The organism is Caballeronia jiangsuensis, from assembly GCF_046030135.1.
GTDB lineage: Bacteria > Pseudomonadota > Gammaproteobacteria > Burkholderiales > Burkholderiaceae > Caballeronia > Caballeronia jiangsuensis.
The window spans coordinates 1-13,665 of the sequence record NZ_JAQQDB010000028.1 but is presented as its reverse complement, the minus strand read 5'-3'; the positions used below and the strand labels follow the sequence as shown (position 1 = coordinate 13,665).

The 13,665-nt window shown below is 65.6% G+C and carries 11 protein-coding genes; 1 reads left to right on the top strand and 10 read right to left on the bottom strand.

The annotated features are described in order from the left end of the window. Window position 1: 1 nt before the first annotated feature. From PQR08_RS25905 to PQR08_RS25860, 10 genes are all read right to left on the bottom strand, one after another. Window positions 2-844, bottom strand: coding sequence for an ABC transporter permease (locus PQR08_RS25905; protein WP_250487663.1), 843 nt, complete (start codon window positions 842-844; stop codon window positions 2-4). Then, complete coding sequence (locus PQR08_RS25900) at window positions 841-1,761, bottom strand: ABC transporter permease (RefSeq protein ID WP_408162814.1); 921 nt, start codon at window positions 1,759-1,761, stop codon at window positions 841-843. The genes PQR08_RS25905 and PQR08_RS25900 overlap by 4 nt, the downstream gene beginning before the upstream one ends. 5 nt (window positions 1,762-1,766) lie before the next feature. After that, window positions 1,767-2,864 (bottom strand): ABC transporter substrate-binding protein, encoded by a 1,098-nt coding sequence (locus PQR08_RS25895; RefSeq protein WP_250487665.1) that lies wholly within the window; start codon window positions 2,862-2,864, stop codon window positions 1,767-1,769. Window positions 2,865-3,307: 443 nt separating this feature from the next. Continuing rightward, window positions 3,308-4,783 carry an aldehyde dehydrogenase family protein gene (locus tag PQR08_RS25890; protein WP_250487666.1) on the bottom strand — a complete coding sequence of 492 codons (1,476 nt, stop codon included), beginning with the start codon at window positions 4,781-4,783 and terminating at the stop codon, window positions 3,308-3,310. Then, complete coding sequence (locus PQR08_RS25885; protein WP_250487667.1) at window positions 4,780-6,477, bottom strand: 5-guanidino-2-oxopentanoate decarboxylase; 1,698 nt, start codon at window positions 6,475-6,477, stop codon at window positions 4,780-4,782. The genes PQR08_RS25890 and PQR08_RS25885 overlap by 4 nt, the downstream gene beginning before the upstream one ends. A gap of 296 nt (window positions 6,478-6,773) precedes the next feature. After that, window positions 6,774-8,291, bottom strand: a complete 1,518-nt coding sequence (locus PQR08_RS25880; protein ID WP_250487668.1) for a hypothetical protein — start codon at window positions 8,289-8,291, stop codon at window positions 6,774-6,776. Between the two features lie 78 nt (window positions 8,292-8,369). Continuing rightward, window positions 8,370-9,356 (bottom strand): ABC transporter permease, encoded by a 987-nt coding sequence (locus tag PQR08_RS25875; RefSeq protein WP_238213053.1) that lies wholly within the window; start codon window positions 9,354-9,356, stop codon window positions 8,370-8,372. Next, window positions 9,353-10,333 (bottom strand): ABC transporter permease, encoded by a 981-nt coding sequence (locus PQR08_RS25870; protein ID WP_250487669.1) that lies wholly within the window; start codon window positions 10,331-10,333, stop codon window positions 9,353-9,355. Before PQR08_RS25870 ends, PQR08_RS25875 begins: the two co-directional genes overlap by 4 nt. Further along, window positions 10,330-11,892 (bottom strand): sugar ABC transporter ATP-binding protein, encoded by a 1,563-nt coding sequence (locus PQR08_RS25865; protein WP_250487670.1) that lies wholly within the window; start codon window positions 11,890-11,892, stop codon window positions 10,330-10,332. Before PQR08_RS25865 ends, PQR08_RS25870 begins: the two co-directional genes overlap by 4 nt. A gap of 35 nt (window positions 11,893-11,927) precedes the next feature. Continuing rightward, window positions 11,928-13,055 carry a sugar ABC transporter substrate-binding protein gene (locus PQR08_RS25860; protein ID WP_187603266.1) on the bottom strand — a complete coding sequence of 376 codons (1,128 nt, stop codon included), beginning with the start codon at window positions 13,053-13,055 and terminating at the stop codon, window positions 11,928-11,930. A gap of 378 nt (window positions 13,056-13,433) precedes the next feature. Here PQR08_RS25860 and PQR08_RS25855 point away from each other — a divergent pair. Then, the coding region (locus PQR08_RS25855; RefSeq protein ID WP_408162810.1) for a FadR/GntR family transcriptional regulator at window positions 13,434-13,665 on the top strand (232 nt) is incomplete at its 3' end.

Sequence of the window (13,665 nt, the reverse complement as noted above, 5' to 3'; positions counted from 1 at the left end):
GTTAAAGCGCGACGCCTTCGTCGCCAACCAGCTTTTCGAGCAGCCAGATCAGGGCGAAGTCGATGAGCACGATGACGACCGCGAACGAAAACACCGTCGGATCGAGCGACGACACGGTGCGGCTGTACAGCCAGACGGGCAGCGTCATCGTGTTGATGTCGTATAGAAAGAACGTCACCGTGAACTCGTTGAAGGAGATGATGAAGGCGAACAACATGCCGGCGAGAATGCCCGGACGCATGAGCGGCAGGACCACATCGACGATGGCGCGGCGCGGGCTCGCGCCCATCAGGCACGCGGCTTCCTCGAACTCGGGGCCGATCGAGGCGACCGAGGCCGCGCAGTTCTTCACGGTGAACGGCAGGACGAGAATCACGTGCGCGATGATGAGCCGCAGCAGGCCGAGTTCGACGGGCAGCACGTTGAACACGAGCAGCAGCGAAAGCCCGAGCATCACGAGCGGATAGACGAGCGGCAGCGCGACGAGCTGTTCGATCACGGCCTTGCCGCGAAAGCGGTAGCGCGAGAGCGCGTAGGCCGCGGGCACCGAGACCGCAGTGGCGATGATCATCGTCGAGACCGCGACGATGAGGCTCGTCGTCAAAGCGGTTCCCATCGAGAGCACGTCGCTCGCGTCGGGCGACACGAAGGTGTGCCACGCGGCCTGATACCAGCGCAGCCCGAAGCTCGGCGGCGGGAATTCGAGCGTATCCGAATTGCCGAACGACATCGTGATCATCGTGAGGATCGGCAAGGCCGCGAGAAACAGCACGGTCGTCGCGAGCAGGCTGGTTGCACGGCCCAGACGTCCGGGCATGACCGCGGCAAGGCGCAGGGTACTCATGAGCGGGATTCCTCCGTGCGTTGCATGCCGCGCACGAGCCGTTGAGAGACCGACATGACGACGAGCGTCGCCGCCATCAGCACCACGCCGGATGCCGACGCGGCCGGCCAGTTCAGGAGCGGCGCCACCTGATCGTGCACGAGCACGGCGAGCATGGGCACGCGCCGTCCGCCGAGCAGCAGCGGGACTGCAAACGCGCTCGCGTTGTAGGCGAAGACGAGCAGGGCGCCGGAAACGAGGCCGGGCATCGCGAGCGGCAGAACGATGTGGCAGAGCGTCTGCCAGCGGGTCGCGCCGAGCGTGGCGGCCGCTTCCTCGTAAGCACGCGAGATGGCGCGCATCGCGCTCGCGAGCGGCAGCACGGCGAGTGGAAACGCGGTCTGGATCAGGCCGAGCAGCACGCCGTTCTCGCGATAGAGCCACTGCACCGGGCGCTGCACGACGCCGGCGGCGAGCAGCGCATGATTGAGCAAGCCGGCCGGTCCGAGCATGACGAGCCAGCCATAGCCTTGCAGCAGCAGGTTGACGAGCAGCGGCAGAAGCACGCCTGCGAGGAGCAGCCGGCGTGCGAGCCGCGACTCCGTGCGCGCCATGGCAAGCGCCACGGGAATCGCCAGCAGCACCGCGCAGACCATGCTTTGAAACGCGAGTTTCAGCGTGAGCCAGAGCGAGTGCAGGAAGTACGAATCGGCGAGGTCCGCGTAATTGCGCAGCGTGAGCGCATGCCACTCGTTCCCCGACACGCCGAAGCTCATGCGCAGCACCACGAGCGAAGCTGCGACGAGCACGGCGAGAAAGGCCAAGATGGGCGCGAGCAGCACCCAGGGCGGCACCCTCGGCAGCGCGGGCGCCGGCGCCTGCCCGAGGGCGACGTCTGCCATCGCTGCCGTCCTGCGGCGGAAAAGAAGTGCGGACATGGGGCTCAGGCCGAGAAGAGTTCCGTATAGCGCTTGATCCACGCCGGCTGCACCGCCGCCAGCGCCTTGTCGTCGTGCAGCACGGCGTTCTGCGCGATCTGCTGGGCCGACGGCACGAACGCACGGCTTTCGGCGGGAATCAGCGCCTTCGAATTCACCGGACCGTTCAGCACGTCGGCGGCCATGCGGCCTTGCACGCCGGCATCGAGCGAATGGTTGATGAACGCGTGGATCAGATCGATGTCGCCCGGATGCGCCTTCGGGATGACCGTGAACATCAACTGGGTCGCGAAGCCTTCCTTCATGCCGTACGTGACGGCCATCTTGTACTCGGGCTTGCGCAACTGGTTGGGGAAGAACGCCGGGGAGTAGATGCCGCCGATGTCCAGCGATCCGGTGCGAAACAGGTCGGCGACCTGATTCGGATTCTCGCCGAGCGTGAGCACCCGGTCCTTCAGTTGAGCGAGCTTCTTGAAGCCGGGCTCGATGTTCTGCTGCGAGCCGCCGGCCATCTTCGCCGCGATGATCGCGAGATCGACCGCTTCGGCCCATTCCGGCGGCGGCAGGAAGATCCGGCCCGCATACTTGGGATCCCACAGCGCCTCGTAGCTCAACGGCGCCGTCTTGACCGACGACGTGCTGTAGATAAGCCCGTCCGACCACAGCAGGTAGCCGATGCCGAAGCCATTGGCGCCGGTCTGGTACTGCGGGGCGACATCCTTCAGGTTGGGCAGCCGGTTCAGATCGGGCTTCGTCAGCAGGCCGGCATCCGCGAGACCCGACGCGCCCACGCCTGCGAGCGTGATCACGTCGTAGGTGGGCTTCTCGCCTGCCGCTTTCACTTTCGCCACCATGCCGGAGGTGCCGTCCGCGCGGTCGGCGATGACCTGCGCGCCGGTCTTCTGACTGAAGGTCGCGGCGATGTTGCGCAGAGCCGCCGCGCCCGTGTCGTCGGACCAGGTAAGCAGGCGCAGCGTCTTGCCGGCAAAGCTCTTTTCCTGTGCCCGCGCCGTGCTGATGAACGGCATCGGCAGGCTCGATGCAGCGAGCGCCATGCCGATGGTCTTGATGGCCTGCCTTCTGCCTCGTTTGATGTCCTGCATGGTTATCTCCTCGCTGAGCGTGCAGCAGTCGGTCGATGCGGTCGGTCGATCTGAAACGGCGTTGGTGAGAACACTCTAGGGATGCCAAATTTCGGCAACAATCGAAATCTCGGCATGGTTGCCATGAGCCGAGCGCATGGCTAGGGTCTGTTCACCTATAAAACGGCCATGCGTTGCCCCGTAAAGGGCCGCTCGCAAGGAATGCGACGAAGCGAATACCGGGCGTATTCGCAAGGAGCATGACGCCGCGAGCGGCCCTTTACGGGGCAACCCCTAACTAAAAATCCATTCCAGGGGAACGCCCGAAATCGGCCGGATTGCGGCGTCGCGCGTCGCTTGTTTGGGAGCGCCAAACGGCGCGCCGCGCTCCTTGCACTCCAGCCGATTTCGGGCGTTCGCATGGCCGTTTTATAGGTGAACAGACCCTAGCTTCGAAAAGCCTTTCAGACGGGACCCGTCGCGCTCAGAACCTGCTTGATTTCCTGGAAAGCCGCGAGCCCGAACGGCCCGAGTTCGCGGCCGATGCTGCTCTTCTTGTAGCCGCCCCACGAAGTCTGAGGAAAGATCAGTTGCGGTGCATTGATCCAGACGACGCCCGCCTGCAACGCCCCGGCGACCCGCTGGCCGCGCGCCGCGTCGCGCGTGACGACGGTGGCGACCAGCCCGAACTCGGTGTCGTTGGCCGCGGCGATCGCATCGTCTTCCGTATCGAAAGCGCGCACGCACATCACGGGTCCGAAGATCTCTTCGCGCCAGATCGCACTGTTCGTGGGCACGTCGACGAACATCGTCGGCTGCACGAAATAGCCCGGCCCTTGCGGCGCCGAGCCCTCGACCACGAGACTCGAGCCGTCCGCCTTGCCTCGCGCGATGAAACGCTGCACGCGTTCGTACTGCGCGCGGTTCGTGAGCGGCCCCATCTGCACGCCGGAGCCGAACGGATCGCCAACGACGGTTCGCGCCACCCGGTCGGCGAGGCGCGCGATCAGCGCCTCCGCGAGCGGCCGCTGGACGAGCACCCGCGACGTGGCCGAGCACATCTGTCCGGCATTGAAGAATGCGCCGCCCGTGACGAGATCGACGGCGAGATCCAGGTCGGCGTCCGCGAAAACGACGATCGACGACTTGCCGCCCAGTTCGAGGCTCACGCCCTTGATGGATTGCGCCGCCGCTTTCATGACCTGCTCGCCGACCGCCGTGCTGCCGGTGAACGACACCTTCGACACGAGCGGATGCGTCGTGAGCGCCGCGCCGACCTCCGTGCCGGTGCCCGTCACGACGTTGAATACGCCCGGCGGCAGACCCGCGCGCTCGACGATCGCGGCCAGTTCAAGCTCCGGCAAGGGCGTGAATTCGGAGGGCTTCAGCACGACCGTGCATCCCGCGGCGAGCGCGGGGGCGAGCTTCCACGCGGTCGTGACCATGGGAAAGTTCCACGGCACGATCAGGCCGACCACGCCCGCCGGTTCACGACGGATCACGGCGCGGTGATCGCTGCTCGAAATCGCGATCTCTTCTTCCGCTGCGTCCAGCGTTTCGGCGAGGCCCGCGTAGTAGTCGAAGGTCGCGACCACGTCGCCGACGTCGATGCGCGATTCGGCTATCGGCTTGCCGTTGTTGAGCGACTGAAGCGCGGCGAGTTGTTCGCCGTGCGCCTCCACGCCGCGCGCAATCGCCCGCAGAAAACTGGCGCGCTCTACGCCCGATGTCTGTTTCCAGGCGCGAAATGCACGCGATGCCGCGCGCACCGCGCAATCGACATCGGCGGGGCCGCCGGCCTCCACTTCGACGATCGTTTCCTCAGTCGATGGATCGATGACGGGCAGCCGCTGCCTCGTCTCGGGCAAGCACCAGCAGCCATCGATGAAGAGCCGCGTGCGCAGCGGAAAGTCGAAAACCGGGCGTGCCTGCGCGCTCATGACGGCACCCGTGCAAACCAGTCGGCTTCGCGAACCTCGATCACGGTCGGGACCTCGCGCGATACCGCCTGCCGCAATTGCGCGTCGAGCGCCTGTGGATCGTCGACGCTCGCGGCCTCGCATCCGAAGGCTCTCGCCAGCGCCATGAAGTCGGGCGTGTAGATATCGACGCCAACGGGCGAGATATCGCGCTGGTCCATATATTTGCGGATTTCGCCGTAGCCGAAGTTGTTCCAGAGCAGCACGATCACGGGCACGCGCGCTTCCACCGCGCTCGCCAGTTCCGGCAGCGTGAACTGAAGGCCGCCGTCGCCGATCAGACACACGACGGGCCGCTCACGCGCGGCGAGCTTCGCGCCGATCGCGGCAGGCAACCCGTATCCGAGCGTGCCGTAACCGGTCGACGAGTTGAACCATGAGCGCGGGGCCGGCGCATCGTGGAGGAAATTGCCCGCGTAGACCGGGCTCGTCGAATCGCCTGCAATGACGACGCCGGGCAGCGCGTGCACGATCGTGTCGATCAGGCGCTTCTGCGATCGCATCGCGGCGTCGCAGTTGGCGAAGATGGCGTCGCGCACCGCCGTCACGCGCGCGGCGCCCCAGTCCGGCGATGCGGGAAGCACTTCTCGCTCGTGCAGTCTCGTCGACAGTGCGCTCAGCGTCTCGCGCGAATCGCCGACGATAGCCACGTCCGGCCGGGCATTGCGCATGACCTGCTGGGCATCGATATCGATGCGGATGAGTTTTCCGGCGATGGCGAAGCCGCCATCGAAGAGCACGTCGTAGTCGGTCTCGCCCAGTTCGGTTCCGACCGCGAGCACGACGTCGGCTTCGCGAATCATCGCGCGGGTCGGCGGCAGCGATTGCGTCGAGCCGATGAGAAGCGGGTCCGCGCCCGGCAGAAGTCCTTTCGCGTTGGTCGTGAGCGCGACGGGCGCTTGCAGCCGCGCGGCGAGTTCGCGCAATTCGACTGCGGCGTGCGCCGCGCCGCCGCCGGCGAGAATCAGCGGGCGGCGGGCATCGGCGAGCAGGTCCACGGCAGAAGCGAGCGCGGCAGGATGGGCGGCGGGCTTCGCCGCGTGCACGGCGGGCGCAGCCTTCATCGCGTTCGCCGGCGACACGATGACATCGAGCGGAATCTCGATATGCACGGGCCGCGGCCGCGCGCTCTCGAATACGGCGAACGCGCGCGCCAGCACCTGAGGCAACTCGGCGGCATCCAGCAAGGTGTGAGAGAACGCGGCGAGCCCGTCGAATACTTCGCGCTGCGAAGGAAGTTCATGAAGACGTCCGTCTCCGTTGCCGAGGTGGCTACGTGCATTGACGCTTGATATCACGAGCATCGGAATGGAGTCGGCATAGGCTTGCGCCATCGCGGTCGCGATGTTGGTCATGCCCGGCCCGGTGATGATGAAGCACACGCCGGGTTTGCCCGTGACACGCGCGTATCCGTCGGCCATGAAGCCCGCGCCCTGTTCGTGACGAGGCGTCACGTGCCGGATCGACGAGTCTGCAAGCCCGCGATACAGCTCCACGGTGTGCACGCCCGGGATGCCGAAGACGTACTCGACGCCGTAGGTTTCGAGCAACGTGACGAGCGCTTCGCCACAGGTTCGAAGGCGTGCGCCCGCACGGCCGTTCGCCGCTCGTGCATTGCGTTCGTCGAAGTGCTTGCTGGATTCGCGAAGGTTCATCGGTCGTCGCATTCCTGGTTGGTTTGAGCCCGGACGCAGTCGGCTCTACGAGTCGACAGTGCGCACGGATCTCGGGCATCGGTGGAATCATTCTCGATGCGGCCCGGTCGCGACGACAATCGAAAAGATCTCATGGGGCGCATGACTTCCCTGCATGAGGCAGCGAGGGCTCGAGCGGACGGATATCGTCGGAGATGGCGATCGAAGAGATCGCGCTGACGCGGCAGGCGCGCGTCGGGACGACGGAGCAGGGCGTTACCGGGAAGGCGCGGACCGGCCTCCGGTCATGTGTCGATTCATTGCTCGTCGCACGCGCTGCGGCCGTGATCCGGGCCGTCCGGCAGGTCGGTATCGCCGAACATCTGGCGCACGAAATCGAGCAATGCGGGGTTCATCACGTCGCCGTGTCCGTCGATGATGCTCGAGTCCGCCTTGACGTTCCAGACGAGCGTCTGCGCGTTGACGACGCCATCCTTCGCCTCGACGTCGAGCGTGGCGCCGCCGCAGAACTTGCGTTGCCATGTCGATGGAGCCGGCCGTTGCGCATTCAGACCCGCGATGAAGGCTTGCGACTGCGCCACTTCGAGCCGCTTGTTGTTCGTCACAGCCCTCGCGAGTTCGTCGTTGGTCATGCCGAGCAGCTTGTCGCCCGACGTCCAGCCCTCGCAGACGGGGCTGTGCGCCGCCGATGCGTCCTGTGCCGGTCCGTGCAGCCGATGCGTGATATAGCCGTCGTCATGACCCGGCGTCTGCTTGATGGCGGTCGCCTGCGCGTCGGAGGAAGTGGGGCGCTCGAACAGCGTGTTCAGGAAGCGGCCGGCGGGAAAGGCGATGCCGGTGGCGTCGTCGGTGGCGGACGTGATCGACATGAACATCGGCGCAACGTAGCACCGATGCTGCTGCCGGTTCGCCACGCGATAGAGCGCCTCGAACTGCGACGCCTCGAACGCCGGGTTCACGAGCACGATCATGTCCGCGACACGTTCCGCCTCGGCGGTGCGCTCGTTCGACGCGCTCTGCTGCAAGGGCGGCAGGTCCGCGAGATCGCTTTCCTCGGTGAGCGTCTCGATCAACGGACCCGACGTGGCGGCGTACAGAATCAGCCCGCCGAAGCTGTGGCCGATCATCAGCGTGCGCATCGCGGGGCGCCGGCCTTCCTTGAGCGCCTCCAGATTGAAGTAGCGCTGCATGCTGCGCAAGCGAGCGAACAGTTCACGCACGGTGCCCGCCGATACGCGCGACGCCGTGGCCTTGCGATTCCAGAACGAGAGATTCAGCACGGGATCGGGCAGCAGCCAGGGCTTGCCGCGCCATCCGATATAGATGCCTATGACCTGACGCTTGCTCTGCTGATAAAGCTCGTCGGACGCCGCGCGTTCGAGCAGGCGGCGGAACTTCATCACGTTGTCGTCGTCCGTCTCGGCGTTGTGCTTCCAGCCGTGCACGAACAGGATCACCTTGACGTCGGTCCTTGCCTTGAGATACTGCTTGAGGTTGTCCATCAGCGCATCGATTTGCATTGCCGACTGATCGGGCGCGGCATCCGGCGACGCGGCTGTTTGAGGATGCAGCCAGCCCTGATCGTCGAACTCGACGAAATGCAGTTCGTATTTTCCGTCGACGATTTCCGGCGTGCGTCCGGCGCATTCGGGCGCGGTCTTGCCGTCGCGATCGGTGCGACATTGCTGGCTGTCGAGCCAGGGATTGACGACCTGGGTGCGATAGGCTTCGTGAGAGGCGCAGCCGCCGAGCATGATGGCCGCTAGAAACATGACGATCGCCGTGATTGCACGCACGGATCTGCTGGCAGCCATGATGGAATGACCTCGCTAATAATCCTCGCTCTCAGGAGAACGAACGCAGATCGCTTCTTTTGAACCGATGCGTCGGCCCTACGCCTCCGGCTTGCTGCGCCCGTACAGCAGCAGCATCGCCGCGATCACCACGCCGTAGATGATCTGACGCCCCGCTTCCGGCATCTGCGCGACCGATAGGATCGACTGCAGCAGCGTGATGAGGATCGCGCCAGCCACGGTGCCGAGGTACGACCCGCGACCGCCCAGAATCGAGGTACCGCCGAGCACGACCGCCGCGATGGCCGGCAACAGGTAGGCATCGCCCATCGACTGCGCGGCCTTCGACGCATAGCCCGCGAGCAGCACACCGCCGAACGCCGCGAACGCGCTGCACACGGCGAAAGCGGCCACGGTCACGAGCCGCGTATCGATGCCGGAAAGGTATGCCGCGCGTTCGGTGTTGCCGATCGCGTACAGCGTGCGGCCAAAAGTCGTGCGCGACAGCAGAAACATCGTCGCGCCGCCGATCACGACCCACAGCGCGACCGCATTCGGCACGCCCGGCACGAGCCAGCCCGCCGCGAGCCATCGCATCACGTCCGGCGCGGAATCCTGCGGCGACGATCCCCCCGTGTAGACGATCATGATGCCCTGCGCGACTGCATTGGTGGCGAGCGTCGCGATCATGGACGGAATGCGCAGGAGCGCGACGAGAATGCCGTTGACGACGCCGATCAGCACGCCGCAACCAATCCCGACGGGAATCGCGAGGACGCGTCCCAGTTCGCCGTGCCCCGCGACGGCGCACGCCATCATCGCGCCGACCGTGATCGTCCACGGCAACGACAGATCGATGTGGCCGAGCAGGATCACCATCATCAGTCCGGTCGCGATGATGCCGAGAAACGCGCCGACCTTCAGTTGCAGCAGGATGTACTCCGGCGACATGAAGCTGCGCGAATACATCCCGCCGACCAGCAGCAGCGCGACGATGCACGCGAACGCGATCACGATCGGCTTGTCGATCCGGCGCGCGAGCCTCGACACGAATGTGGTGCGTCCGTTCGCGGAAACGTCGCTCATTGGAACCACTCCAGGCGGTTGCGCACCCGGAACAGCCCGCACGCGCCGATCGAAACGGCGAGCAGAAGAATCACGCCCTGGAAGAGCGGCTGCCACAGCGCATCGACGTTGAACACGAACAGCAGGTCGCCGATCGAGCGGAACGCGAATGCGCCGAAGACCGCGCCGATCGCGCTGCCCCTGCCGCCCAGCAGCGACACGCCGCCGATGACCACGGCGGCGATCGAAAACAACGTGTACGAGTTGGCGCTGCCGAGGCTGGCTTCGCCGGTGTCCGTGAAGAAGGTCAGAAAGAGGCCGCCGATCGCGGCGAGCAGGCCGGCGAGCGTATAGCTCATGAACTTCGCGCGGCGGATCGGCATGCCCGAGAGAAAGGCCGCGGGTTCGGACGAGCCGGTTGCATAAGCCGCGCGCCCGATCGCGGAGCGCTTGAAGGGAACCCAGACGATCACCACGGCCGCGAGCAGAATCAACAGGCTTGCCGGCACGACGCCGGCGACCTTGCCGGTCAGTACGTCGGCGAGATCCTCGTTGATGGCGCCGCCGGGAACCGGGCGAAGCAGCAGCGCCAGTCCGTAGTACACCGCACCCGTTGCGATCGTCGTCACGATGGGCTGCAAGCGCCCGAAAATAATGATGACGCCGTTGAGCGCGCCGCACAGCGCGCCCGCCGCGAGCACGCCGGCAATGCCGAGCGCGCTGTGCAGCGCGCCGCCCGTGACGATCCACGATCCCAGGCAATTCGTCAGCACGAGCATCATCCCGATCGACAGGTCGATGCCCGCCGTCAGTACGACGAGCGCCTGGCCCATCGACACGAGCGCGAGCAGTACCGCCTTGTTCGCCGCCGTCTGAAACACATTCGCCGACAACGTCGACGGATAGTTGAAGAGGTAGATCGCGAACATCAGCACGAACAGGGCGAATGCGAACGCCGACCCGCGATTTTCCGCGTACCAGTAGCGCAATCCGCTCATGGCGCGACTCCTTTGGAAAGCGCGACCTGTCCGACGGGCAGGTCGAGCGCACTGGCGATGAGGTTCTGCTCGGTGATCGCCGCCCCGGCGAGCTCCTTCTTGATCCTGCCTTCGTACAGCACGAGGACGCGATCGCAGCAGCCGATCAGCTCGTCGTAGTCGGTCGAATAAAACACGATTGCTGCGCCCTCGTCGGCGAGCCGCCTGAGCAACTGATAGATCTCCTGCTTGGTGCCGACATCGATGCCGCGCGTCGGGTCGCAGAGAAGCAGGATGCGCGGCTGCCGGACCAGCCACTTCGCGATGACGACCTTCTGCTGGTTGCCGCCCGAGAGCGAGCCCACGGCCGCGTCGGTGCTGAACGACTTGATCGCGAGGAGCGCCATCATCCGGTCGACGAACGACTGCTGGCGGTCGCGATCGATCACGCCCGCGGTGGACATGCGATCGAGCGCGGCGAACGACAGGTTCTCGCGCACCGACATCGGCAGCATCAGACCTTCGGTCTTGCGATCCTCCGGAATCAGCGCCATGCCGATGCGATTGGCGCGGGCGGCCACGGGGCTCCCGATCGACACGGCCTTGCCGTCGATCTCGATCACCCCCGCGCAACCGCGCAGCACGCCGAACAGCGCGAGCAGCAGTTCGCGCTGGCCTTGTCCGTCGAGGCCGCCCAGCCCGAGGATTTCGCCGGGCCTCACCGAAAAGCTGACGCCGCGCAACGTGTCGTTCCACGCGAGGTCGCGGCAGGCGAGAACCGCTTCGGCGGCGCTGCGTTCGCCGGGCTCGTTCGCGGGCTTGGCGGGAAACACATGCTGGTACTTGCGGCCGATCATCATCTCGACGACCTCGTTGTCGGAGCGCGTGCCTGCCTCGAAGCTCATCACGTGGCGACCGTTCCGGTAGACGGTGCATTCGTCCGCGAGCGCTTTCACCTCGTGCATCCGGTGCGAGATGAAGAGCAGCGCGAGCCCTTCGTCGCGCAGGCGCTTGAGCACGTCGATGACGCGCGCCACGTCGGCCGCGGTCAGCGCCGACGTGGCTTCGTCGAGTATCAGGATGCGCGGCTCGTGCGCCAGTCCTTTCGCGAGCTCGACCATCTGCTGGCGCGACAGCGGCAGATCGCGGACTTTCGTGAGCGGATTGATATCGGCTGCGCCGGCGCGGGCAAGCGCGGCCTCGGCCTGGCGGCGCTGCACCCGGCGATCGATCATGCCGAAGCGCCGCGGCGGATTCGCAGCGAAGATGTTGTCCGCCACGCTCAGGTCGGGGATCAGCGACAGCTCCTGATACACGCAGACGATGCCGGCCGCGTTCGCCGCGGCGGGCGACGCGAACGAGACTTCACGGCCATCGAGGTGCATCGTGCCTTCGTCCGGCTGCACGACGCCGGACATCACCTTCAGCAGCGTGGACTTGCCCGCGCCGTTCTCGCCGAGGACCGCGTGGATGCGTCCCCTGCGCACCGCCAGCTCCGCGTGATCCAGCGCGACGGCGCCGCCGTAGCTTTTCGACACTCCGGACATCTGAAAGAACGGCCGCTCTGCGTCGTCCCGCATGCTTCGTCTCCCGTCACGTCGCCGCCATCATCCGCTTACTGGTTGCCCTGGCTCTGCTTCATGATTTCCTGCGCGGAGAAGTTGATGCCGCAGGTCGGAAACGAGTTGCCGACGAAGAAGTTGTCGGATTCGTTCGGGAAGTAGTTGACGCCCGCCTTCAGCTTCGCGTCGTCGGTGATGTCGAGGGGCAGTTTGATCGCCACGGGAATCGTCTGACCGTCGAGTGCCGAGAGCGCGGTCTTGATCGCCACGGCCACCTGCGCGGGACCGCTGCCCGCCGACGTGCATTTCAGGCCCTGGCTGCCGTACTGCGCGCAGAACTTGCGAAAGCCGTTTTCAGTCTCGCCGCCGAACGGCACGAACGGATGCTTCGCGTCGATCATCGCGCGCACGACACCGGTGTCGCCACCCTGCGCCGAAATGCCGTCGAAATGGCCCTGCACCGCGATGGCGTCCGCGGCGGCCTTCTGCGCGACGCCGTCGTCCCATTTGCCGTAGACCTGCACGACGTTCCACTTCTTGCCGGTTTCGTCGAGCGTTTTCAGGAAACCGTTGTGCCGGTCCGTATCGACCGACGTGCCCGCCACGCCGCGCACCTCCAGCACCTTGCCGCCGTTCGGCACATGGGTCGCGAGCCACTTGGCCCACAGCACGCCGAGCCCGTACTGATCGACGTCGACGTTGATCGCGTCTTCGCTGTCGAGCGTGTTGTCGAACGCGATCAGCACGACGCCGGCTTTCTTCGCGCGGCGGATCGCCGGGCCGAACGAGGAGGGATTCTGCGCATCGACGATGATCGCGTCGTAGCCCGCATCGATGAAGTTGTTGACGGCCGAGATCTGCGCCGGGACGTCCTCGCCGGTCGAGACGACCTTGAATTCCTTGAGCTTCGCGGCGACCGCCGGTTGCGCCGTGTAGGCCTTGGCCGTCTTGATCATCTGGATGCGCCAGGTGTTGGCGATATAGCCGTTCACGAGCGCGATGCGGTACGGGCCGTTCTTCTTCGGATACTTGACGAACTTCGTGTCGCTCTTCCAGGGAACCATGCATGCGGGATCGCTGGATGGACCGGAAACGATCGAAGCCTGCGCGAAAGCCGCACTCGTGCATAACGCCAATGCCGCGCTCGCCGTCACTCTGAGCACCTGGATTCCTGGACGCATGTTGTCTCCTTGTTGTTGGATTCAATCTACCGACTGCGGGCGCGCATGGCTCGTCGTGGATTGGCGACACGGTGCGCGGGAAGCACGGAATCTTGCGGATTTGCCAGGCGGGACGCGATCGAACTGGCAGCAGGACCATTTTCAAAGGCGCCCCTCGAAGCGTCAGGAGGGGCACGCGCGTGCGCGTTCGCGTCTGACAGTACTGGCATACCAATCCACGCGCGATAGTGGTTTACGAGCGTGCGCCGTTCGGCTTGAAACGCTTGATGGGTAAGGCTGGCCCGCGATCGGCCGATGCTGCGTTGCACAGGGATTGGTGTACCATTTTGACCAGCTTCGAGCGCCGCCCGGCGTCCTTGACGATCTCGAGAGTTCCAGATGGCCGATCTTTCGCACACGCCAGCCGGCCGTCTCGCCAACACGGACGCGGGCGATCGTTCGTATGTCGGGCTGGCGAACCGGATCTACGACCTGATCGCGGCCGGCGATATCGGGCCGCGCGCCCGCCTGCCTTCCGAACGCACGCTGGCCGAGCGTTTCGGCGTGAGCCGCACGCAGGTGAGGGAGGCGATCATTGCGCTGGAAGTGCAGGGCGTGGTCGAGGTCCGTG

Bases quoted from the DNA above. Each gene is read 5' to 3' on its own strand.
- PQR08_RS25905 (WP_250487663.1), bottom strand. From the start codon at position 844: ATGAGTACCCTGCGCCTTGCCGCGGTCATGCCCGGACGTCTGGGCCGT.
- PQR08_RS25900 (WP_408162814.1), bottom strand. From the start codon at position 1,761: ATGTCCGCACTTCTTTTCCGCCGCAGGACGGCAGCGATGGCAGACGTC.
- PQR08_RS25895 (WP_250487665.1), bottom strand. From the start codon at position 2,864: ATGCAGGACATCAAACGAGGCAGAAGGCAGGCCATCAAGACCATCGGC.
- PQR08_RS25890 (WP_250487666.1), bottom strand. From the start codon at position 4,783: ATGAGCGCGCAGGCACGCCCGGTTTTCGACTTTCCGCTGCGCACGCGG.
- PQR08_RS25885 (WP_250487667.1), bottom strand. From the start codon at position 6,477: ATGAACCTTCGCGAATCCAGCAAGCACTTCGACGAACGCAATGCACGA.
- PQR08_RS25880 (WP_250487668.1), bottom strand. From the start codon at position 8,291: ATGGCTGCCAGCAGATCCGTGCGTGCAATCACGGCGATCGTCATGTTT.
- PQR08_RS25875 (WP_238213053.1), bottom strand. From the start codon at position 9,356: ATGAGCGACGTTTCCGCGAACGGACGCACCACATTCGTGTCGAGGCTC.
- PQR08_RS25870 (WP_250487669.1), bottom strand. From the start codon at position 10,333: ATGAGCGGATTGCGCTACTGGTACGCGGAAAATCGCGGGTCGGCGTTC.
- PQR08_RS25865 (WP_250487670.1), bottom strand. From the start codon at position 11,892: ATGCGGGACGACGCAGAGCGGCCGTTCTTTCAGATGTCCGGAGTGTCG.
- PQR08_RS25860 (WP_187603266.1), bottom strand. From the start codon at position 13,055: ATGCGTCCAGGAATCCAGGTGCTCAGAGTGACGGCGAGCGCGGCATTG.